The organism is Amycolatopsis sp. La24 (assembly GCF_029087445.1).
Taxonomy (GTDB): Bacteria; Actinomycetota; Actinomycetes; order Mycobacteriales; family Pseudonocardiaceae; genus Amycolatopsis; species Amycolatopsis nivea.
In genome coordinates, this window is record NZ_JARACH010000035.1 from 24476 (window position 1) to 46141 (window position 21666).

Consider the following 21666-nt stretch of genomic DNA (forward strand, 5'->3'; position numbering starts at 1 on the left):
GCCGCCATACCAAGGAAAACCGGCACCGCGGTGTCCTGCGCGCCGTGGCTGGCTGGTGCCTGCAATACCCGGACGATTCGGTACTGGGCAAGACGGCGTTGTTGCGCGCCGTGCTGAACGAGATCGCCGACGTCCCCGGCCGGGCCGAGCTGCTCCGGGTGCTCGACCATCTCGACGGCCCCGCGCCGGGCGAGCACTACGTCGAGGTCTTCGACCGCAAACCCCGGCGCACGCTGCACCTGACCTGGTACACCGACGGCGACACCCGCCGCCGCGGCAGCTCGCTGGCCGAGCTGCGGCAGTACTACCGCGAACACGGCTTCGAACCAGCCGAGAACGAACTGCCCGATTTCCTGCCGGTGGTACTGGAATTCGCCGCAGCCGCCGATCCGGGCACCGCCGGCGAACTGCTCGCCCGGTTCCGCCCTGGGCTGGAACTGTTGCACCGCAACCTGATCAAGCTCGGCACGCCGTACCAGGACGCGATCGCCGCCGTGCTCGCGACGATCGCCGCGGCGACCGCATCCCCTGTTCCGCAACCGCCGCGCGAACTGGTGGGACTCGACCCCTATCCGACCGGGAGCGCTCGATGACCAGCCTTGACGTGCTGTTGTGGGGAGCCGCCCCGTACGCCACCGTCGCGTTGCTGATCGGCGGCACCGTCTGGCGGTACCGCTACGACAAATTCGGCTGGACGAGCCGGTCCTCGCAGCTGCACGAATCGAAACTGCTGCGGATCGGCAGCCCGCTGTTCCACTTCGGACTGCTGATGGTGCTCGGCGGGCACGTGCTCGGCCTGCTGGTCCCGAAGAGCCTCACCGCATTGCTCGGCGTCACCGAGGACAACTACCACCTGGTGTCGCTGGCCATGGGCACGGTCGCCGGTCTGGCCGCGCTCACCGGTCTCGGAGTGCTGGTGTGGAGGCGGTTGCGCACGCCCGCGGTCCGGGCGGGCACGAGCCGCAGCGACCGCGCGATGTACCCGGTGCTCGCGCTGGCTCTGCTGGCCGGAACCGCCACGACCGTCATCGACAACGGCTTTCGCGGCGGCTACGACTACCGCGAGACGATCGCGCCGTGGTTCCGGGGCGTCCTCACGCTGGATCCGCACCCGGAGCTGATGGCCCACGTGCCGGTGGACTACCAGCTCCACACCGCGCTCGGCATGGTGCTGTTCGCGTTGTGGCCGTTTTCCCGGCTGGTGCACGCGTTCAGCGCGCCGGTGCACTACCTACTGCGGCCGTACGTGGTGTACCGGCGGCGCGATCCAGGCCAGGTCGGGAACCGGGCCGCGCGGCGGGGATGGGAGCCGACGGTGCGGCGCTGAGCCAGGTGTGCCGGGCGGGTCACTGGCCTTGCTGGGACGCGGCGGCGTGCGCGCCGAGGTCGTCGAGGGTCAATGGGTGCCGCGGCGGCTGTTCGAGCACGATCCGGCGGGTCGCGGTCAGGTCCGCGCCGACGTGCAGCAGTTCGCCGGGCCGGAGGTTCTGCCAGCCGGGGTCTTCGTCCATGCGTTCGCTGGCGACCACGGCGGCGCGGTGCCGGGCGAGACCGCTGGACCGGGCCCGGATCCGGCCCGCCGCGCTCGCGTGTTCGAGGTGCCGGTCGCCGTGCGGGCCGCCTGCGCAACGCTGCAGGACGTAGAGGTCGTGCGTGTCGGGGTAGCGCAAGGCCCACAAGCCGTCCGCGGTGGTGAGAACGAGGTTGATCGCGTACACCGGGAGATTCAGGGCGGCCCAGCGGGCGGCGGCGGTGATCCCGGCGCTCACGTCGCCGTCATGAGCGTCGATTTCTTGGGTGACGAGAGCGAAGAAACGTTCGGAGTCGGTGTCGCCCTTGACGAGCTCCCGGTACTCGCCGAGCCGGGCTTCCAGCCGGGGGAGATCGCCGATGACGCCGTTGTGGGCGAACAACCGGCCGTGCTGGGCGAACGGATGGGTGTTGGCCGGTTCGAGGCCGCCGGTCGAGGCGTAGCGGATGTGGGCGAGGAAGGTCGTCGACGTGCATTCCTTGGCCTCGCAGGCGAACTGTTTGTCCTCGTAGGCCGCGAATGGCTGTTTCCAGACCCGCGGCGTGCCTTGCTCGTCGAAGATGCCGAGCCCGGTCCCGTCCGGTTCGCGCCGGCTCTGGGCGGCGAGGCTGTCGGGCGCTTCGAGCAGCCAGAACGTGGCGTGCACGCGCTCCGGGGCAGCGGACAGACCAAACAGACGGCACATGCCGATCCCTTCCCGTCGCGGTTCGGTCCGTGGTTACCCGGGGGACTCGGCCTCAACCCTCGCGGGCGGAGGGCGTCCAGCGGCGGCGTTTTTTCAGGAGATCCGCAAGCCCCAGCTCGCGATGTCCGTCGCGAGAGAGAGCAGTTCGGCGAGACCGGCTTCGTCCTCGCGCAGCGCGTCGGGACGCCAGGCGAGGCTGAGTACGCCGTTCCAGCTCGCCCAGAGCACGGTGGCCGCTTTGCGCGCGTCGAGCGGGCGGATCGCGCCCTCGGCGATGCCGCGCTCGATCGCGTCGATCATGCGCGCGTTCTGCTCGTCGACACGGTGCGCCAGGCGGGCCGCCGTTTCGGCCGCGGCGGGGTAGTTGCCGAGCGGGGCGGGGAACGCGAGCATCCGGAAGAACTCCGGCTGTTCGAGGTAGAACCGCAGGTACTGCTCGGCCGCGGCCTCCAGCTGTTCGATCGGGGAGCGGTCGGGCGTGTAGGCGCGGTCCATGTACTCGCGGTCGACATCGAGGGCCCGGTCGACGACGGCGGCGTGCAGCCCCGCCTTCGACCCGAAGTTGTTGTAGATCGACCCCACCGCGACACCGGCGTGCTCGGCGATCTCCTCGACCGTCGTTTCCTCGAACGGACGACCCGCGAAGACCGTCTCGGCGGCCTTGAGCAAGGCGTCGATCGTCCGCTGCTTTCGGGGGTCGCGCGCCTTCGTGCCGCCGGTCGTCATCACGCCATCGTACGGCCGGTTTCTGCATCCATTGCAGGAACTCCCCGGCGCGTGCTACCTTCCGGAGACTTCTTGCAATCGTTACAAGAGTTGCGCGCCCTTCCGGCGGTGGAGGAGGAAACCCGATGTCCGAACTCCGCGAACGCGCCGACCAGGAAGCCGCTGAGCTCGTGGAACGGTTCGCCGAAGCCTGGAGCCGGATGGACCCGGACGCGTTCACCCCGCTGTTCCAGCCCGGCGTCCGGTTGATCCACCCGCTCGAGCGCAACACCCGAGGCGTCGCCGAGGCGCGCGATTTCATGGCGCGGACCATGCACCTCGTCCCGGATCTGCGCTACGACGTCCAAGGCTGGGCGAGCGGCTCGGGTCAGGTGCTGATCTGGGGCCGTCTGTACGGAACGCTGGGCGGCAGGTCGATCGAATGGCCGCTTGTCGACCGGATCACGGTCGAAGACGGGTTGATCGCCGAACGGACCGCCTACTTCGACCCGCTGGTGATCATCGGTGCCGTGTTGCGGCGCCCCCGCGCGTGGCTGCCCTACCTGGGCAATCGGCTGCGCAGGTTCCGTGCCGGACGCGGTCCAGGCAATCGCGGCGGCGGGGCATGAGCGACGCCGGATCCGCCCGCTCGGTGACGGTCGACGGCGCGCGGCTCGCGTTCACCGAACTCGGCGATCCTTCCGCCGAACCGATCGTGCTGCTGCACGGCTATCCGGCCAACCGTCGCTCCTGGCGGCATCAGCTGCCCGGGCTAGCCGAGGAGCATCACGTCTTCGCGCTGGACTGGCTCGGCTGGGGCGAGTCGGAACGCCGCACGGACCTGTCCTTCGACTACGACACCGAGGTGGACCGCGTCGGACGGGTGCTCGACGCGCTCGGCATCGCCGAATGCAACCTGTTCGGCCACGATTACGGCGGCTTCCTGTCCCTCGGCTTCGCCCAACGCCATCCCGACCGCGTGCGGCGGCTCGCGATCCTCAACAGTCGTGCGCACCGCACTTTCGTGCCGAAGTGGTATGCCGTGTTCTCGCTCGTCGGCATCCTGGGCCGCAGCCCGTTCGCCGCCGTGCCGCTCCCGCTGGAAACGATCAACCGGAGGGCCCTGCGCGGGCTTTTGCGCGCCGGTGTCGTCGATCGCGCGATACTGGACAGCTACCTGAGCTGGATGTCCACTTCGGACGGTCGACGCTGGCTCCTGCACTTTTTCAGCGAATATCGGGTACCTGCCCGCCGGGAACTCGCTGAGGGCCTCGGCAAGATCCAGTGCCCCGCGGCGATTGTGTGGGGAACTGCGGACGAGTATCTCCGGACTTCTATCGCTGAAGAACTCGCCGCGCGGATCCCCGGGGCCGAGCTCACGTTGATTGAAGGGGCTGGGCATTTCGTGATGGAAGAGGCCCCGGACGCCGTGCTTGCCGCCCTGCATGAGCTGTTGGGTGTCGGGAGTGGCCAGGTAACCTGGGAGAAATGAGTTTCCGGTTAGCGGCGTATGCCGTGTGCATCGAAAACGAATCGGTACTGCTCGCGCGTTACGTTTCGCCGAAGGGCGGAAGCCACTGGACCCTTCCCGGCGGCGGCGTCGAGCCCGGGGAGGATCCGTTCGACGCGGTGATCCGCGAGGTTTCCGAGGAAACCGGGTGCGAGGCGGTGGTCGAACGCCTGCTGGGAGTGGATTCCCGGATCATCCCGGCGGCCGAGCGCCTGGTGCCGGATTCGGGTCCGCATCAGAATGTCGGGATCTTCTACCAGGCCCGGATCGTCGGCGGCGAGCTGCGGCCGGAGCCCAACGGCGAGACAGCCGAGTCAGTGTGGACGCCGCTGCCCGCCGTCGCCTCGCTCCGCCGGTCGGGCCTGGTCGACGTGGGCCTTTCCCTGGCGAGGACCACACCGCCGACGGGCCACGTCGGACCCGTCGCGGTCGGCGGGCTGATCCAGCACTGACGGATCAGCCGCTGCGCGCATACCCCGCCGCAGGAGCGGGTACTGCTTGAGCGAGCGAGAGGGGACAGTGAACATGAACGTCAACAAGCTGCTGTACCGGCCGCTCGGCCTGCTGTTCGGCGTGCTGGGCGGGCTGGCCGCCAACGCGGTGTTCGAGCAGGTGTGGAAGCTGATCTCCGGCACCAAAAAGGCTCCGGAGCCAACACAGAAAGAACGCGGCTGGGGAGAGGTGCTGCTGGCCGCATCTGTGCAGGGTGCGATCTTCGGAGTGGTCAAGGCCGCTGTCGATCGTGGCGGCGCGACGGGGTACGACAAGCTTACCGGCCAGTGGCCCGGGGATACTGAGAAGCACGACAAGGCTTGAGATCCGAAGATGCCTGCCTGGCAACGGGGGTTGCCAGGACGTCTGCACGCTACGTTGTCTACATCAGAGGCCGGACTGTGCCGGGCTGGTGCGGCGGGTCAGCATTCCAGTGAGCCGCGAGATCATTGCGGTAACGCGCGCACGGTTGTGCCGCACAGCCTCCGACATGGAGATCTCCCGCCGCCTCGCCGTCGGGTAGGCCAGTGCCGGAGCGATTGCGAGCCAGGCGTAGGCGGCGACGGCCAGCGCAACCTCGCACAAAACCAGCGAATACACGAAGAAAAGCTTCGCAAACGCTCAGCTCCGCCACCGGTGTTGCCGTGTTGTCGCCGCCGTCGGCCGCCGATGCGGGTGCTGCAACGGAACGGTCCAGGCAGCGGGACCGACATGTGCAGTCCCATGGGCGGACTCCGGTCAAGGGTTGAAGACGTCGGATGGCCCACGGTGGTCGCGAGCCCGCAAGGTAATGGCGCGGCGATGCGTTGCGGCTGTAACTTTGCCGTGGAGCGGCACGACCCATGAGGCATGAGCGACGGATTCGGCGTGCTGGTGGCGGCTGCGCAGCGCGAGTTAGAGATTGAGCCCCGGCCGCAGCGTTGGACCCACTTGTCGCTGTGCGTGCTGGACGCGGTGTTCTCCATCAACGCGCGTTACAGCGGTGTCGTCCGAGTGTGCCGCGCATACGCCGACCATGCTGGGCTGCCGGATCCGCTGTTGCCTACCGCCGTGGCGCACACCGTGATCGGCACCGATCGCGAACGATCCGTCGCCGAACTGGCCGATCTCGGACGGGAACTCGGCGATGAACGCCTTGCGAACGAGGTCTTCCGGAACCGTGCACGCACCAGCGCGCGCGGCGGTATCCGCAAGGCCGAGGCCGCGGTCCAATACGCCCAGGTGCTCGCCGACGCTGGTCTGGAACGGATCGGCCAAGTCACCGCGGCATTGGCAGATGCCAGCGTGCTCGCACCGGTGGAGCGCCTGTTGTCCCGGATCCCCGGGCACGGGAGCGGCGCACGGCTCAGCTACCTGTGGATGCTTGCCGGAGACGACAGTCAGGTCAAGCCTGACCGCATGGTGATCCGGTGGCTCGAGCGCCATCTCGGTCCGGGCCATCAGGTGAGCACCGAGAAGGCCCGCGACCTCTTGGCCGGATTGGCGGAGCGGTTGAGCTGCACGCCCTGGGAAGTCGACCATGCGGTGTGGCACTACGAAAGCGCTTTCATCGGACGCCGATAAGCGAACCCAAAGAGGGGTACCGAATCTCTGCGGCCGCCCGCAGGAGCTTCCGTCTGCGTGATGCCGCTCTTGGCGACCGGAGTCCACACGGGCTGATTCCCGGCTCCTGCCGGTCCAGCATCGCAGTTCCGCGGCAATGACGACGACTGGCGCCGATCCGCCAGTCGTGAGCCGCACTCGGTTCGCGTGCTGCAGGCGTGGGGCCCGAAGGAGTCAACGCACGCGAGCTGGCCCGCGACCGGCTCGTTGCCGTTGTCGCCCCGGATCACCCGCTCGCCGGGGAACGCACCGTCGATCTTCGCCGGCTCGCGACCGAGGTATTTATCGACTTGCCGCTCAACACCGCGGGCCGGAACCAGTCGGACGAGGCGTTCGCCGCCGCCGGTCTGAGCCGCGAAGTCGCGTTCGAGGTGACCACCGCCGACTTCATGATGGCCCGGCTTGTCCGGCAGGGCTTGGGAATCGCGATGCTTCCGTCGATGTACGTGCCCCAACTGTCCGACCTGACCACGATCGAGATCACGGACGCTCCGACGCGCGTCGAATACCTCATCTGGGCCGATACGGGGTTGACCCCGGCGGCGACCGCGTTTCTCGAGATGCTGGAGCTGCCTCCGGAAAAGGACGGCTGAGCGCGGCTCCGCGCTCGACCGCTGCCGTGCGCGAAGTGACTACGCTGGGGGATCGAATCGACCGTTGACGATGGGGCAGTGTTGGAGAGAGACCCGGAGTGGCCACCCGACCGTCCCGTCGAACGGGTCACCCGGCGCCCGCCGCCTGAGCACCCGCCGTCGGAAGCCGGTCATCGCGGGCAGTTGCCGCAGCCGCCGCCGTCCGCGCCGCGATGGCCGCCGGTCCGCTCGTGGCGGCAGGAGCGCGGGCAGAACAGCATGCCGTTCGGCGCGCCGCCGCTGGCACCGGACGATCCGGACGCGACGGTGTTCATCCCGCGCGTCGGCGGGGTGCCGGCGAGTTCTAAGTGGCCGGTCGTCGATCCGGATGCGTTGCGCCCCTACGACTCGCTCGCCACCCAGATGCTGCCGCGGCTGCCCGCCGCCCCGCCCGGCGAAAGGCCGGGGCGCCCCGGCCGCCCGCCGCGGGTCGAGCCGAAGGCGCCGTCGATCGCCAAGTCGAGCGGGAAGATGGCCATCGCGTCGCTGGTCAGCCGGGTCACCGGATTCCTGTGGAAGATCATGCTCGTGTGGGCGGTCGGCACCGGCGTGGTCAACGACTCGTTCACGATCGCCAACACGTTGCCGAACAGCGTCTTCGAACTGCTGCTCGGCGGCGTGCTCAGCAGTGTCGTGATGCCGCTGATCGTGCGTTCGCAGGACGATCCCGACGGCGGCGCGGCGTACACGCAGCGCATGCTCACGATGGGACTGACGGTGCTGGGCGTCGGCACTGTCCTCGCCGTGGCGGCGGCACCCGCGCTGACCTCGCTGTACCTGGATCAGGGCGGGCACGCCAACTCCGAACTGACCAACGCGTTCGCCCGGCTGCTGCTGCCCGAGATCTTCTTCTACGGCGTTTTCGCGCTGGTGTCCGCGATCCTCAACGCCAAGCACATCTTCAGCCCGACGGCGTGGGCGCCGGTGATGAACAATGTCGTCGTCATCGCGACCCTGGCGTTGTTCATGCTCATGCCGGGCAAGATCTCGACCGATCCGGTGCGGATGGGCGACCCGAAGCTGCTCGTGCTCGGCATCGGCGTCACGCTGGGCATCGCCGTGCAGGCGGTGCTGCTGGTGCCGCCGCTGCTGCGGACGGGATTCCGCTTCAAGTGGCGCTGGGGCATCGACAAGCGGATGAAGGAGTTCGGCGGCCTCGCGCTGTGGATCCTCGGCTACGTCGCGATCAGCCTGGCCGGCCTCACCGTCAACACCCGGGTGCTGACCAGCGGCGACCCGGGCGGGGTGACCATCTACGCCAATGCCTGGCTGCTCTTCCAGCTGCCCTACGGGGTGATCGGGGTGTCCCTGCTGACCGCGATCATGCCGCGGCTGTCGCGCAACGCCGCGGACGGCGATGTCCGCAAGGTCGTGGCCGATCTTTCCTACGCGTCGCGCATCTCGACGGTGATGCTGGTGCCGATCGCCGCCGTGCTGACGGTGGTGGGCGAGTCGATCGGCATCGCATTGTTCAGCGGCGGCGCGAACTCCGTCGCCCAGGCGGGCCGGCTCGGCGAGGCACTGGCGGTCTCGTCGTTCGGGCTGCTGCCTTACGCGCTGGTCATGTTGCAGCTGCGGGTGTTCTACGCGATGAAGGACGCGCGCACGCCGACGCTGATCATGGTCGTGATGACCGTGGTGAAGGTTCCGCTGCTGTATCTGTGCCCGGTGTTGCTGGACGCGCACAGCATCGTGCTGGGCACCATGCTGGTGAACTCGCTGACGTTCGTGGTCGGCGCGATCCTGGGCCAGGTCTGGCTGTGGGTGAGCCTCGGCCACCTGCGCAGCAAGCGGGCGCTCGGGGTAATCCTGTTCACGCTGGTCGCGAGCGCACTCGGTGCCGCCGCGGCGCTGGCCGTCGGATGGCTCGTGCCGGACTTCGGGGGGCGGGCTACTGCGTGGGTGAAGCTGATTCTGCAAGGTCTGGTTGGGCTGGGGGTGTCGTTTGGGGCGCTGGCGGCGTTGAGGATTGAAGAGCTCGCGCCTGCTCGGAAGAGGCTTGCGCGGTTGGTGAAGCGGGGGGAGCGATCGACGGATGGGTAGTGCGGATTCAGTCGCCGCGCAGGTCGCTTATCTGCGGGAGCTGCGGACCTGTCCGTCCGCGGACGAGCTGGCTTTCGTGCGCACGCTCGCGAGGGATGCGCTGCTCCGCTTGACCAGATCCTGAGCAATTGTCAGTCAGGGAGAGGCACACCGTAGTAGCTGTGGTATCCCTCTGACCAGCGCTCGACCGAGAACGAGTCGAAGTCTCGGGCTTCCTCGCACTCCGTCAGGTACTCCAGGGCCTCCCGAGCCAGCGTGGCCGGGTGAGCGCGGAGAAACGCCTTGGTTTCGTCCAATCCTGCCCCGCACAACAGTTGCACGTCAATCGAGCAGTGCGCGTCCCAGCCGGACTCTTTGGCCTCCCAGATAAGCAGCACGTCGTTCAGCGAGCCGCAGTGGAATAGCTGTACGCAACAGATTTTCATCAGTTCGGTGTTCGCGTCGAACCCGGCTTGCAGCTCTGTCGCGAGGATGCCGCGGATCTCGTCCAACTGGCCGCCAGCGGGATGCAGTCCGTATCGCTCGAGAAGATCGTCCTCGGTCACCTGGCGGATCCTACGGCCGGAGCCGGGAAGGGCGCGCCTGATTTCGGACGGGAAAAGGAATCTCCCGGCAAGACGTGCATTCGCATCCCGTACCTGCGGGGGTGTGCCCGCCCGCCCGTGATCGGCCAAGCTGGGCTGGTGGCGACGTATCGGCAGGTGTTCGGCAGACCGGAGTTCCGGGCGCTGTTCGCGAGCATGGTGGTTTCGGTCGCGGGCGATCAGTTCGCGCGGGTGGCGTTGTCGTTGCTGGTCTTCGACCGGACGCGGTCGGCGGGCTGGACCGCCGGGGTCTACGCCTTGACGTATGTGCCGTCGATTTTCGCCGGTCCGTTGCTGTCGGGCCTGGCGGATCGGTGGCCTCGGCGGCGGGTCATGGTGGCAGCGGATCTGCTGCGCGCGGGACTCGTCACGGTCATGGCGATTCCCGCGCTGCCGTTGCCTGCGGTCGCGGCGTTGCTGGTGGTGGTCCAAGCGGCCGGTGCGCCGGGCAACGCGGCTCGGGCGGCGACGGCCGCGGCGGTGCTGCCGGGGGAGGAGTTCCTGCTGGGCAAAGGCGTGCTGGACACGGTGGTCCAGCTGGCGCAGGTGGCGGGGTTCGCGACGGGCGGGACGCTGGTCGCGTTCCTCGGTCCGGGGCAGGCGCTCGTCGCGGACGGGGTGACGTTCGTGGTGTCGGCGGTGGTGGTGCGGTTCGGCATCCGGGCGCGGCCGGCGCCAGGGGTGGTGGGCGACGGGACGCGGCTGGGGCGGTGGTGGGCCGATCTGCGGGCCGGGACGGTGCTCGTCGTGCGGACGCCGCGGTTGCGTTCGCTGGTGGGATTAGCTTGTGTGGCCGGGTTTTACGTCACGGTCGAGGGGCTGGCGGCACCGTACGCGGAGTCGATCGGCGGGTCCGCTCAGGCAGTCGGGGTGCTGCTCGCGGCGAGTCCGGCGGGGACGGTGCTCGGGATGCTGATCGTGTCGCGGCTGCCGTCGCCGGTGCGGATGCGGTTGCTCGGGCCGCTCGCGGTGGCGGCCAGCGTTCCGCTCGTGGTGTGCGCGATTCAGCCGGGGCTCGTCGTGACGGCGGTCTTGTGGGGGCTGTCGGGCATGGCCAGCGCTTACCATCTGCCGGCGTCGGCGGCGTTCACGGTGGCGGTTCCCGACCATCGGCGGGCCCAGGCTTACGGACTGGCCGCGACCGCGTTGACGACCAGCCAGGGCGCCGGGATCGCGCTGGCCGGGCTCGCGGCGACCGCGGCCGGCCCGAGCACGGTCCTCGCCGTCGCCGGGGTGCTCGGCGTGCTGACGGCGATCGCGGCGGGAGCGGCTTGGAACCGCGCCCGCCGCGCTGCCGAACCGGGGTAGCGGATCAGCGGGCCCACTCGTTTCCGCGGCGGCCCCATTCGTTGCCTCGGCGGATCCATTCGTTGCCCTGGCAGCGGGTCCACTCGTTGCCGCGGGCGAAACGGGTCCATTCGTTGCCGGGTGCGTTGCGCATAGTGATGCCTTTCTCGCGGTGGTTGGTCCGACCGGCGTATCGACGGCCGGTGACAATGCGATTACCGTGATTAATCTTCGTTGACAGGGGCGGATACCAGCGTGACGGGAAAGAGTGGCAGACGCATAACGACGTGGGGATTGTGGTCCCTGCGACGTCCCGCGCTGTGCCTGGTGCTCACTGTCGACGCGGTGGCGGTCGCGATCACGGTCGTTTCGTCCCTGCCCGCCGCGATCACCCCGACGCAGTGGCTGTGGTTCGCCGTCCTCACCGCGGCCGCGGTCGCGCATCTCGAGGCGGTCCGCACGATCGAGCGGCGTCGCGAGCAGGCGTCGAAGAAAGCGCCGTACACGAATCTCAAGAGCCTGTGGGTGTTCGCCGCGCTGCTGGTGCTGCCGCTGCCGCTCGTCATCGGCTTGACCGCGGTGTCGTATGTGTATTGCTGGTACCGGGTTTACGGGCCGACGATCCTGTTCCGGAAGTTCTATTCGGCCGCCACGTTCGTGCTCGCGTCGGCCGTCGCCTCCGCTGTCCTGGACGGTCCGCTGCTGCCGCACGACTTGTGGTCGCTGCTGCGCGTGGCCGCCGCGGCCGGGGTGTGGTGGCTGGTCAACTACGCCCTGGTCGTCGTCGCGATCGGGTGGTCGTCGCCCGAGAAACTGCCGATTCGGCAGGCATTGGGGCATCCGGGCGACCAGCTGGTCGTCGCCTCGGCGCTGGGGCTCGGCGCGACCATGGCAGTCCTGCTGGTCCACGAGCCGTGGGCGCTGCCCGCTCCGATGATCGCCGTGCTGTGCGTGCACCGCGATCTCCTGCTGCCCCAGTACTTGCGGGCGTCGCGCACGGACCAGAAAACCGGCCTGGCGACGCCGGTGTACTGGGCCGACGTCGTCACCGCTGCCCTCGACCGCGCGAAACTCAGCCAGACCGGCCTCGGAGTGCTTTTCCTGGACGTCGACAAGTTCAAAGCCATCAACGACACCTACGGGCACCCGGCGGGCGACCAGGCCATCCGCGCGGTCGCCGACCTGGTGCGCGCCGAGGTCCGGTCTCAGGATCTCGTCGCCCGCTACGGCGGGGACGAACTGGCGATCCTGCTGCCGGGTCTCGAGCCGGGCCAGTTGCTGGCTGTCGCCGAGCGGATCCGCTCCCGGCTCGCGCGTACTCCGGTCGTGCTCACCGCCACTACGGACGGTCAGCCTCGCACGCTGTCCGGGGTGAGCACCTCGATGGGGGTGGCGTCGTATCCCGGCGACGGCATTTCGGTCGAGCAACTGCTCATGTCGGCGGACGGTGCGTTGCTGCAGGCCAAACAGAACGGCCGCAACCAGATCAGGGTCGCAGGAGCGGTGCCGGTGCGGGGGATGCATGGAATGTCCGAGATGCCGTCAGGGAAATCTCGGGAAGATCAGGGCAACGCGGTTGCGGATCATTCTCGTCAAATGCCCTGAATGCGACGCGATATGGCCGCCTGACGGTTCCTTCGGCCGGGACAATTTCGTTCAATTCCAGCTGTTCCTGGACCTGCTGGGGGAATCCGAGATGAGCACCCCGTACGAGGAACTCGGTTCGCTTTAGCCGCCATCTGGAACGGCGCACGCTGCCGGTTTGCTCCCGGTTCACTGGCTGGTGTGCGCCTCGCCGCGGACGCATGGTGGTCGGGCGGTACCCCGGTTCCCGCACCGTCCGTCGCGGCTTGACCTGCGCGGACGGGTCTCGTCACTCGGAAGGGGCTCTTGTGATGACCGCTGTCGCGCGCGGTAGCCGTTCACGTTGCTTGGCTGGGGACCACGGGGTCGCGCTGCGCTCGCTGCGCGCGGCGGCCGAGAACTACGCCGCGCTGGGCTGGCCAGTGCTGCCAGGCCCCGTGTGCGACGGGTTGACGACCTGGGATCCGGTCAGTTTCGAGCGGCTCGGCGGCCGGGAGTCGACGATGTCCCCCGCTGAGGCCACGGTCGATCGCCGGGTGGTTTCGAAATGGTGGGCCGTGCATCGGCAGGCGATTCTCGCCCCGGTAGGAGAGCATTTTGACGTCGTGCGCGCGCCGACACACCTAGGCTGGCGCGCCCTAGCCGCGTTCGACGGCGGGCACCCGCTCGGCCCGATGGCGTTGTCGCCGCATGGGGCGTTTTTCTTCGTCGAGCCCGGGACTTGCGGGGACTCCGAACTGGCGTCCGGGGTGGAGGTTCTTTCTCCGGGTGACCTCGTGGTACTTCCGCCGAGCCGGGTCGTCGCCGGGGTGGTGTGGTGGCGGATATCGCCGTTGGAGCGCGACTTGCTGGGTGACGGGGCCGGGATTTTGCGGAAACTTGCCGAGCTTTCCGGCGAATCCGCATAGGTCTCGCGCGCCGCACGCCGACTGGATGATTCGTGCCCGCACCATCGCCGAAGTCGACGGGGCGCGGGAGCGAGCGCGCTGAACTCCGGCACAAGTTGGGTCACTCGTCCAGGTGGTCTCGCGGTTGTCCTCGCGATGATCGGCTATCCGAGCGCGGACCGAATGCCGCGAGGGAAGCGAGGAACGCCATGACTGCCTGGTGGGGACTGGTGGGCTTGGCCGGACTGCCCGGGATCTTCGGCCTGATCCGCGCGTCGGCCAGACGGGACCCGCTGGCGCGCTATCCGACGGCGCGCGAGCCCGCGGTCCCGAACGCCGACGCGGCGCACACCCCGTTGATGACGCCCCGGGTGACGCCGGAGATGCTGCATCGCGACGGGGGTCTGCCGGGCGGTGAGGCGGAGTCTGGCCGGGTTGCACCGGAGATGTCGCATCGCGACGGGAGCCCACCTAGTGGCGTAGCGAAGTCTGCCGGGGACATGCCGGAGGTGATGCGTCGCGATGGTGGCGCGGCGGAGTCTGCCCGGGGCGCGCCGGAAGTGCTGCGTCGCGACGGGGGTTCGGCGGGTGGCGAGGCGGAGTCTGCCCAGGGCACGCCGGAGACGCCGCGTCGCGATGGGGGTCTGTCGGGTGGCGAGGTGGAGTCTGCCGGGGGCAAGGTGCCGCGGGCGAGGGCCAGTGACCACGATCGTCCGGTGCCGACTGCGGGGGTTCGGCCGGAAGCGCCGCCGTCGGCGGGGCGGTTGCGTCGGACTGGTGCGCCGAAGTCATCGTCGGGTGGCCGGTCTGCGGCTCGGGAACCGTTGTCCCGCAGGCAAGTTGCCCGGCCTTCGTCTTTCGTGGCGCAGGAACGGGACGCAGAGGGGCTCGTTCCGACGCAGCCGTTCGCTGCTCCTTCGCGGCCGGACGGCGAGCCCGGGAAATCCGGAACTCTCGCTGGCGAATTGCCGCAGGCAGCTCCGGAACGTGCCGAAGAGCCGTCGCCCGCAGCGGAGCAAAGGAGTCCGGGTAGGCGGCTGAGCGAGGCGGCTCGGCAGTTGGCCGTCTCGGCCGTGCGGACCGTCCGGGAGCGTCGAGGCCAGTTCATCCGCATCATTCGAAAGGGGAATTCCCGATGACCGCTCAAGTACGTCGTCAGATTTGCGCTCTCGTTGCCGCGTCCGCGATCCCGCTCGCTGGGGCCGGGACCGCCGAGGCCGCCGTCGTGGCGCCTGGCACCGCGCAAGCGCAGAACACCGGCGACACCGCTAATGACGACCACGACAACGGCGACAACGGGTTGTGGGGTCTGCTCGGGTTAGTGGGCCTGCTCGGTCTCGCGGGTCTGGTGCGCCGCGGTCCGAAACCAGGAGCGATGGCGGGATACCCGGCCGCGCCGGATCGGCAGGCTCCGCCCGCGAATACCTATCCGCCCGCTGGTCCGCGACGTGAGCCGCCGGGTGTGTGAGGTTGACTTCCGGCTAGGCGGGGAGGGCCGCAGCGGCCTCCCGTCTCGTTGACGAAAGTTGCTGTGCGGGAACGGCTCGATTGCTCGGGCCGTTCCCTTGCGCACGAAGAAACCGCTGTCCGGCACGGTGATTCCGCGCTTGTACCCGGTGAATGCGCCGGCTGGGAGCGATGCGGGCCGCCAGCGTGTGGGACGGCCGCCGGAAACGAGTTGCCCGCACGAAAAAACACCGCCCGGACAGCAGCGTCCGCACGAGAAACACCGTCCCGGGCAGCAGTGTCTGCACGAGAAACACCGTCCCGGGCAGCAGCGTCCGCACGAAAAGCGCCGCCCCGGGCAGCAGTGTCCGCACGAGAAAGCGCCGCCCCGAGGCAGCAGTCGCCGGGGCGGCGGAAGTGGGTTACCGTGTCGAACACGCCGGGTGGGACCGGCATTGCCTCAGCCAGGGTCACCGGTCCCACCCGTGCCGACGTCGCGGGGCGTCGGGGCCGTCCGGGGCGCGGAACTGGAGTGTGCAGCTCTTTCCGTGCTCCGGACGCACCTCAGGACGCTGACGCGAACCGTCGGACTCCGTGCCTCGGCCTGCTTTCCGCACACACAGCGGGCGGCCTCGGCAGGAGGCTCAGCCGCCCTGGACGCTGCCGCCGTCGACGACGGCGCCCGAGGCGCAGTTGTACGGGGACTGGCCGGAGGCGCTGTTCTCGCCCGGCGACAGGATCGGCACGCCGATGCCGTTCAGCGAGTTGCGGACCGGGACCTGGACCCCGAGGACGTTCACGTCGTTGCCGCACAGGCCGAGCGTGCCGTTGACGTTGTGCGCCACGTCGGTGTTGTTCAGGTTCACCAAGCCGACCTGGCCGGGTCCGCCGTGGTGGTGCCCGTGGTGGTGGCCGTCCGCGGTGTCGGCGGCCGCGATGCCGCCGAACAGGAACGCGCCTGCCGCCAACGCGCCGGACACGAGACCGATCTTCTTCAGCATTCAGAACTCCTCTGGGAATTTCGGCGACCGGCGATGCCGATCGCGGACTCTGACGATTGCGTCAGCGGTCGCGGCAATGAAGGTGTGTGCTCCGCGGCCGGATAAGGAAAACGTACTGGCATTCCGGAGTCGTTTCCACCTCTCGCCACCATCGTGTCGGCCGCCGATCCGCTGACCGGGCTGCAAGGTCTCTTTCGGGTTTATCCGGGAGCGCTATTGTAATGGGGCCAACAACATTCGCTTCTTCCTCGCCGTTCAAACATCGAGCCCGGTGGAATATGCGCATTCCCCGGAGATCAGAATATTCCGCGCACGCGAAAGGGCTCTGCGCCGCCGGGGACGGCGGCACAGAGCTTCCGGAAACCGTTGCTACCGGGCGGGCCAGGCCTCCGCTTCCGCCGCGAGAGCTGTGGCGACGTCGAGTTCGCTCGAGCGCACTTGCGCGGCGAGCGTCCCCGGCCGCGGCTGGAGCAGCAGCCATCCGGTGACGTCCTGGTCGGTGTAGCGCGGCGCTTCGTCGTCGCCGATCCCTAGGGCCGCAAAGTATTGCCGCGCGGCCCACGTTTCCGGGACCCACGCCCGTTCCCAGCGCAGCACGATCCGCGCGAGGTCGTTGCGCGGGTCGGCCGGATGGATGAGGCGGTCGCCGGCGATGGCGACCAGGCGCGGGGTGTAGGTGGCGCCCGGGGCGCCGATCATCAGGTGACTGTCCATTCCTCCCCCGAGTCCGCGGGCGGAGTTCGTCCGCCCGCGCGAAAAAAGCTGGGCATCAGCGGGGAAAGACGGCCGAGGGCGACGGCACCTCGCAGGCGCGTCCTTCCGCGGCTCTTGGCTGAACCGCTGCCGATAGTACGGATGCGCCGGACGCGGCGGAAACCGGCCCGGAGCAAGGGAAACCGGCCGCTGGGCGAGGCCGCGCGGCTCCGTCCGGCACGACCTCCGATAGCTGCGGAAAACGCTGAGAAGGACTGCCGTGGCCACGGGATCCGGCGAAATGAGCGAAAAGCTCGCCGCAATTCTGAACCACGATCTCCTCTGTGTCCGGTGTGTTCCGGCGGAATGTCCGCCCGGCGCGGCCGATGCCGCATCCCCAGTGCCGGGAGCGAAGCGGTTCGGGGTCGGTTCGCTCCCGGCAGTCTCGACAATATCGGGCGGTCCGGGGAGAAAGCACACAATTTCCGGGAAAGCATTCCGAAGAGTGTCTTTTCGGCGGGTCAGGAAATTGCGCTGGTTACCCAGCCTCTTCGGGGGCGAAACTTCACGATCGGAGGGTCCTGAGTTCTGTTTGTCCGATCAGCAGCTACTGTGCGTAATGCGCAGCGGAGGGCTGGTGCGCTCGCACCAGCCCTCCGCCGTGATTCCGGTCGTGCTCGACGGATCAGTCGAGGTCAGGCTCCCGGACGTCCGCCGCGGCTTCGGTCGAGTGGCTGTACGCACCCGCCGGGCCGGCCCCGACGTCCCAGGTCCGATATCCCGCTGCTCCGGGCGACTCCGGCCGAAGTGGCGCCGTCCGGGCCCGCGGCGACTTCCGAAGCGCTGTACCAGGCGTGGTCGCGTCCGGCGTGGCTGCTCACCTGCGCCGAGGCGGCGCCTTCCGGACCGGCTGACGTGGCTTCGTCGTGATACGAGGAACCCCAGTCCCGGGATGCCTCGCGGATCTTGCGCACCGGGGCAGCGTCAGCAGTCCGCGCCTCGGCTTTCTTGGCCCGCGATGCTGGGGCGGCCTTGACCGGGGTCACGACGTGCTCCTTGCCCGGGGTCGCCGAGCGGACAGCGGAGGAAACCGGGGCGGAGGCCTGGGTGTGCACAGCGTCCTGCGCGGGCCAGAGCGGACGGACGACGTCCCCGCTCGTTTCCTGCGATCCGTGCAGCACAGCGGCGCCGCCGATGCCCGCGAGGCTGCCGTCGTGCTCGCTCCACCGGTTGCCCCACTCGTCGACGCCGGACTCGTGGTGCAGCACGCCCGCACCGCCGATCCCCGCGAACACGGCCGACTCCTCCTCGCTGCTGGACTGGTTGGGCCACCAGTCCGTGGTGAGCGGCAGTGTTTCGCCGGGGCCCTCGGCGGCCGCGGCGGTCCCGGGCAGGGCCAGGCACAGCGGAGCGAGGATCAAGCCGGACAGCAACGTCCGTTTCATCGACATGACAGTTCGTTTCCTTTCCAAGGGAAAGCGCCCGAAATGAAAGACGTGGAGCCGCGAACGAGCGCTGGGACGACCGGCGTTGCGCCGGGCCGGACTGACGTTACCCCTGGTCCCGCGCGAATTGCCGGCTCCGGAAAGCGATCCGCCCGCCCGGGTGCCCGCGCTTTCGTTCGGCAGCGGCGAAAAACCGGAGTTCACCTGGGGAAGTCCTTTCCCGGCAAGGTAAACCGCCTTTCACGCCAGGGTGACGGAGGTTTCCGCGCGGTTCACCGGATCGGGAGGCGCGGCGTACACCCTTCCCAGTGGCAACCCCGCGACGAGCGGGCGATGTCGTTAGCGGGCAAAGACAATCGAGGGCATGTGTTCCTTACGCCGGGCCGGTGCCGCGCTCGCCGCCGTTCTGCTCAGCTTCGCCCACTGTCCGGCCGCGTCGGCAGCCAGCGCGCCGCAGCTCCTGCTGGGACAGGACTTCCCGGACCCCGACGTCGTCAAGACCGGCTCGGGATACTTCGCCTTCTCGACGACCACCGGGTCCGGCAAGGTCCCGGTGGCAAGCGCGCCCGCGCCGGAAGGCCCGTGGCGGATCGTCGGCGACGCGCTCGCGGCCGTGCCGAAGTGGGCGAAGCCGGAGGGCGGATTCTGGGCCCCGGACGTCACCGAGGCGGCGGACGGCACCTTCGTGCTGTACTTCGCCGCGACCCGCCTCCCGAACGGGCCGATGTGCCTCGGCACGGCGACTTCCGCGCAGCCCGCGGGCCCGTACCAGCCGGACGGCGACGCGCCGCTCGTGTGCGTGCCCGAGGACGGCGGCGACATCGATCCGCAAACCTTCCTCGACGCCGACGGCACCCGGTACCTGCTGTACAAGGCGAATGGCTCCGCCTCGGGCCCGCCCGCCGCGATCTTTTCGCAGACGCTGAGCCCGGACGGACGATCGCTGTCCGGTCCCCGCACCGAACTGCTGCGCGCGGACCTCGGCTCGGAGAAGAACGTGGTCGAAGCGCCGACGATGGTGAAGACGCCTTCCCGGTACGTGCTTTTCTACTCCGCCGACACGTTCCAGAGTTCCGGCTACCACACCGGTTACGCCACCGCTCCGACTCTCGCGGGCACCTTTGTCAAGGCGGACGCACCGTTTCTCTCCACTGAACGGCTCGGCGGTGCTGTCGACGGACCGGGCGGCGCGGATGTGGTCGGCGGGAACATCTACTTCCACGGCTGGCTCAACGGCGGGCGGCAGGCGCGCGGCCTGTACCGGATGCCGATCAGTTTCCCGGGCGACGTCCCGCAACTCGGCTGAGCACAGGGGAAACGGCCGCCGCGGGGCAGATGCTCCGCGGCGGCCGCTGTCAGGCCGGCGTCAGTGGCCCTGAGCCGAGCCGCCGTCGACGATCGTTCCGGAGGCGCAGTTGTACGGCGACTTGCCCGCGGCCTCGTTCTCGCCCGGCGACAGCACCGGAACGTTGATGCCCTGCGCGACGTCGCGCACCGGGACCTGCACGCCGAGCACGTTGACGTTGTTGTCGCACACGCCGCCGACGAGGTTCAGGTTGTGCACCGCGTCCAGGTTGTGCACGTTGCCGAGACCGACCTGGTCGACCGGGTCGCCCGTCGCCGTGCCCCCGGCCGCGGAAGCCGATCCGCCGAGGACGGCCATGCCCGCGGCGAGCGCCGTGGCGACGAAACCGAGCTGCTTGATCACTGGTGAAAACTCCTTGCCAACAACAACCCGCCGCGTTTCGGCGGGAAGAAAACGGGCCGCGAATCCGGGACCTCGGCCGGACAGGCGGGGTTCGTGCTCCGGACGGGGCCGGTGCGCCCCTGGGCAGTGCTGCACCGGTCCCGCCCGGCCGGCGTCGCTCCGCGTCGCGGGCCCGCCGGGGCCGGCCCGGGAATGTCGGGCAGGTCCCGGCCCGAGCGGGCACGGACGACGCGGAGGCGAACTGCCGGACTTCGCGCCGCGGCCGGTTGCGCGTCCGGCCGGGTGCGAAGGATCAGTGGTGCTGTGTGCGGAGCTCGCGCTGAATTCCGCGCGAGCCGGGGGTTGCGGACGCGACTGTGCCCGGCGCGAAACCGGGGTTGTTCAGCATGGGAAGCGCTCCTAGCGGGATGGGCGATCACGTCGGGCGAAGTGCCGGTCCTGGGTGCGTCGGGAAACTTACTGGCGCAAAGCGGGCAGCTTCCACTTCGTTCCACCATCGTGTCGGGTCGCGATTCCCTGACCGGGATTTCCGTAACCCAATGGGGGAAGCGGTTTTCCGGGCCGGGAAAGCGAACTACCCGGTCTCCTCCGGAAGGTGCCGCGGCACGTGCGCGCCCCGCTCTTCGACCCGCCGCATCACCGGCGCGGCCAGAATCCCGTGTATCAGCACGGAAAGCGCCACCGCCAGCGCGCCCACCCGCCACAGCTGGTCGGCGCCCGGCAGGTCGGCTTGGTGGAGTCCGTAGGCGAGGTAGTAGAGCGTTCCGATGCCGCGCACGCCGAAGAACGCGATCGCGAGCGCGGCGCGTCCGCGGGCGGGGGAGCGGATCAGGGAACCGACTCCGGTGAGCGGCCGGATAACGAACACCGCGACGGCCGCGAAGAGGACTTCGAGCAGGGTCGTCCCGCGCAGCAGGCCGTCGCCGAGGGCGAAGCCCAGACCCAGTAGCGTGATGGCGACGAAAAGCCGTTCGAGCTGGCGGCCGAAGGTGTGCAGGACCTCGTGATAGCCGTGCGAACGCTCACTGGTCCGCACGCACACGGCAGCGGTGAACACGGCGAGGAAACCGTTGCCGTGCAGCAGTTCCGCCACCGCGAACGGCAGGAAGGCCAGTGCCAGCAGCACCAATCCGTCGGAATATTCGGCCAGCCGGAAGCGCGACGAGGGGATGCGGAAGAACGCCCACGCCAGGAGCCGGCCGAGGGCGAGACCGACCAGCACCCCGATCGGCAGCGGAAGCAGCACGTCGGCGCCGATCGACACGTGGGTGCCCGCCAGCAGCAGCGCGACCAGGACGAACGGCATCGCGAGACCGTCGTTGAGGCCCGCTTCGGTGGTGAGGGTGAAGCGGATCTCGTTGTCCCGCGCCAGATCCGGCTCCACGCCGGGGTCGGGGACTCCGACGTCGCCGGCCAGCACCGGGTCGGTGGGGGAGAGCGCCGAACCCAGGAGCAGCGCGGCGGCGGGGGCGAGCCCGAGCCACCACCAGCCGAGCAGGGCGACCGCGGCGATGGAAAGCGGCATCGCGACGAACAGCAGCCGCCACGGCGACATCCATCTTCGCAGCCCGAACGGCCGGTCCACGGACAGGCCCGCACCCGCCAGCGCGAGCACGATGCCGAGCTGGGTGAAGGATTCCACCACGTCCGCATGCTGGGCGGGCGAGGCCCAGTCGCCGAGGTAGGGCAGCGGCAGCAGGCCGAGCAGCAGCCCGGCGAGCAACATCACCAGCGGGGTGGAGAACGGGCGGTCGGCGACCAGTTTCGGCAGCACGGCCGCGGCGAGCGCGAGCAGTCCGGCGACGCCGAACAGGACCGGGAGCGGCGGCAC

General features: G+C 69.3%; 23 protein-coding genes and 1 pseudogene. 14 read left to right on the top strand and 10 right to left on the bottom strand.

The window, feature by feature from the left end; genetic code table 11:
• Positions 1-44 precede the first annotated feature (44 nt).
• Together narJ and narI are read left to right on the top strand one after the other, a co-directional pair.
• Entirely contained in the window at positions 45-593 is a 549-nt protein-coding gene (gene narJ, locus PUT80_RS28385; protein ID WP_275294035.1) for a nitrate reductase molybdenum cofactor assembly chaperone, read from the top strand.
• Positions 590-1327: a respiratory nitrate reductase subunit gamma gene (gene narI / locus PUT80_RS28390; RefSeq protein WP_275294036.1), complete on the top strand. Its 738-nt coding sequence runs from the start codon at positions 590-592 to the stop codon at positions 1325-1327. The genes narJ and narI overlap by 4 nt, the downstream gene beginning before the upstream one ends.
• A 19-nt stretch (positions 1328-1346) precedes the next feature.
• On the opposite strand, the gene PUT80_RS28395 is transcribed toward narI, so the two are convergent.
• The gene (locus tag PUT80_RS28395; RefSeq protein ID WP_275294037.1) at positions 1347-2216 is read right to left on the bottom strand and encodes a class II glutamine amidotransferase; all 870 of its coding nucleotides are present in this window, start codon (positions 2214-2216) and stop codon (positions 1347-1349) included.
• Between the two features lie 93 nt (positions 2217-2309).
• Complete coding sequence (locus tag PUT80_RS28400) at positions 2310-2942, bottom strand: TetR/AcrR family transcriptional regulator (protein ID WP_275294038.1); 633 nt, start codon at positions 2940-2942, stop codon at positions 2310-2312.
• Between the two features lie 125 nt (positions 2943-3067).
• Here PUT80_RS28400 and PUT80_RS28405 point away from each other — a divergent pair, with 125 nt between their 5' ends.
• From PUT80_RS28405 to PUT80_RS28420, 4 genes are all read left to right on the top strand, one after another.
• On the top strand, positions 3068-3550 hold the full coding sequence (locus tag PUT80_RS28405) for a nuclear transport factor 2 family protein (RefSeq protein ID WP_275294039.1): 483 nt from the start codon (positions 3068-3070) through the stop codon (positions 3548-3550).
• A gap of 23 nt (positions 3551-3573) precedes the next feature.
• Entirely contained in the window at positions 3574-4413 is an 840-nt protein-coding gene (locus PUT80_RS28410; protein WP_275294040.1) for an alpha/beta hydrolase, read from the top strand.
• On the top strand, positions 4410-4883 hold the full coding sequence (locus PUT80_RS28415; protein ID WP_275294041.1) for an NUDIX domain-containing protein: 474 nt from the start codon (positions 4410-4412) through the stop codon (positions 4881-4883). Before PUT80_RS28410 ends, PUT80_RS28415 begins: the two co-directional genes overlap by 4 nt.
• 73 nt (positions 4884-4956) lie before the next feature.
• Positions 4957-5247, top strand: coding sequence for a DUF4235 domain-containing protein (locus tag PUT80_RS28420; protein ID WP_037818566.1), 291 nt, complete (start codon positions 4957-4959; stop codon positions 5245-5247).
• A gap of 63 nt (positions 5248-5310) precedes the next feature.
• On the opposite strand, the gene PUT80_RS28425 is transcribed toward PUT80_RS28420, so the two are convergent.
• Positions 5311-5523, bottom strand: a complete 213-nt coding sequence (locus tag PUT80_RS28425) for a hypothetical protein (RefSeq protein ID WP_275294042.1) — start codon at positions 5521-5523, stop codon at positions 5311-5313.
• 249 nt (positions 5524-5772) lie between these two features.
• On the opposite strand from PUT80_RS28425, the gene PUT80_RS28430 reads away from it, so the two are divergent.
• The 3 genes and pseudogenes from PUT80_RS28430 (at position 5773) to murJ (ending at position 9200) form a co-directional block, all read left to right on the top strand.
• Complete coding sequence (locus PUT80_RS28430; protein WP_275294043.1) at positions 5773-6486, top strand: hypothetical protein; 714 nt, start codon at positions 5773-5775, stop codon at positions 6484-6486.
• A gap of 203 nt (positions 6487-6689) precedes the next feature.
• Positions 6690-7118: pseudogene (locus PUT80_RS28435) on the top strand (LysR substrate-binding domain-containing protein); the annotation flags it as partial.
• Positions 7119-7376: 258 nt separating this feature from the next.
• Complete coding sequence (gene murJ / locus PUT80_RS28440; RefSeq protein ID WP_275294077.1) at positions 7377-9200, top strand: murein biosynthesis integral membrane protein MurJ; 1824 nt, start codon at positions 7377-7379, stop codon at positions 9198-9200.
• Positions 9201-9331: 131 nt separating this feature from the next.
• Here the strand turns inward: murJ and PUT80_RS28445 are convergent, their stop codons facing one another.
• Positions 9332-9745 carry a hypothetical protein gene (locus PUT80_RS28445; RefSeq protein ID WP_275294044.1) on the bottom strand — a complete coding sequence of 138 codons (414 nt, stop codon included), beginning with the start codon at positions 9743-9745 and terminating at the stop codon, positions 9332-9334.
• A 138-nt stretch (positions 9746-9883) separates the two neighbouring features.
• Between PUT80_RS28445 and PUT80_RS28450 the strand changes: the two genes are divergently transcribed.
• On the top strand, positions 9884-11092 hold the full coding sequence (locus tag PUT80_RS28450; protein WP_275294045.1) for an MFS transporter: 1209 nt from the start codon (positions 9884-9886) through the stop codon (positions 11090-11092).
• A gap of 4 nt (positions 11093-11096) precedes the next feature.
• Here the strand turns inward: PUT80_RS28450 and PUT80_RS28455 are convergent, their stop codons facing one another.
• Positions 11097-11225 carry a hypothetical protein gene (locus PUT80_RS28455; protein ID WP_255443806.1) on the bottom strand — a complete coding sequence of 43 codons (129 nt, stop codon included), beginning with the start codon at positions 11223-11225 and terminating at the stop codon, positions 11097-11099.
• A 101-nt stretch (positions 11226-11326) separates the two neighbouring features.
• On the opposite strand from PUT80_RS28455, the gene PUT80_RS28460 reads away from it, so the two are divergent.
• From PUT80_RS28460 to PUT80_RS28470, 3 genes are all read left to right on the top strand, one after another.
• Positions 11327-12676: a GGDEF domain-containing protein gene (locus tag PUT80_RS28460; protein WP_275294046.1), complete on the top strand. Its 1350-nt coding sequence runs from the start codon at positions 11327-11329 to the stop codon at positions 12674-12676.
• 290 nt (positions 12677-12966) lie between these two features.
• A complete protein-coding gene (locus PUT80_RS28465) occupies positions 12967-13563 on the top strand; it encodes a bifunctional DNA primase/polymerase (protein WP_275294047.1) in 597 nt (198 codons plus the stop codon).
• 1114 nt (positions 13564-14677) lie between these two features.
• A complete protein-coding gene (locus tag PUT80_RS28470; RefSeq protein ID WP_275294048.1) occupies positions 14678-15010 on the top strand; it encodes a WGxxGxxG family protein in 333 nt (110 codons plus the stop codon).
• 622 nt (positions 15011-15632) lie between these two features.
• Here the strand turns inward: PUT80_RS28470 and PUT80_RS28475 are convergent.
• From PUT80_RS28475 to PUT80_RS28485, 3 genes are all read right to left on the bottom strand, one after another.
• Complete coding sequence (locus tag PUT80_RS28475) at positions 15633-15989, bottom strand: hypothetical protein (protein ID WP_275294049.1); 357 nt, start codon at positions 15987-15989, stop codon at positions 15633-15635.
• Positions 15990-16358: 369 nt separating this feature from the next.
• Positions 16359-16703 carry a hypothetical protein gene (locus PUT80_RS28480; protein ID WP_037818484.1) on the bottom strand — a complete coding sequence of 115 codons (345 nt, stop codon included), beginning with the start codon at positions 16701-16703 and terminating at the stop codon, positions 16359-16361.
• A gap of 674 nt (positions 16704-17377) precedes the next feature.
• Positions 17378-18133, bottom strand: a complete 756-nt coding sequence (locus tag PUT80_RS28485) for a hypothetical protein (RefSeq protein ID WP_275294050.1) — start codon at positions 18131-18133, stop codon at positions 17378-17380.
• Positions 18134-18491: 358 nt separating this feature from the next.
• On the opposite strand from PUT80_RS28485, the gene PUT80_RS28490 reads away from it, so the two are divergent.
• Positions 18492-19433, top strand: a complete 942-nt coding sequence (locus tag PUT80_RS28490) for a glycoside hydrolase family 43 protein (protein WP_275294051.1) — start codon at positions 18492-18494, stop codon at positions 19431-19433.
• Between the two features lie 60 nt (positions 19434-19493).
• Here the strand turns inward: PUT80_RS28490 and PUT80_RS28495 are convergent, their stop codons facing one another.
• Together PUT80_RS28495 and PUT80_RS28500 are read right to left on the bottom strand one after the other, a co-directional pair.
• Positions 19494-19835 (bottom strand): hypothetical protein, encoded by a 342-nt coding sequence (locus PUT80_RS28495; RefSeq protein ID WP_037818481.1) that lies wholly within the window; start codon positions 19833-19835, stop codon positions 19494-19496.
• Positions 19836-20409: 574 nt separating this feature from the next.
• Positions 20410-21666 (bottom strand): cation:proton antiporter, encoded by a 1257-nt coding sequence (locus tag PUT80_RS28500; RefSeq protein ID WP_037818480.1) that lies wholly within the window; start codon positions 21664-21666, stop codon positions 20410-20412.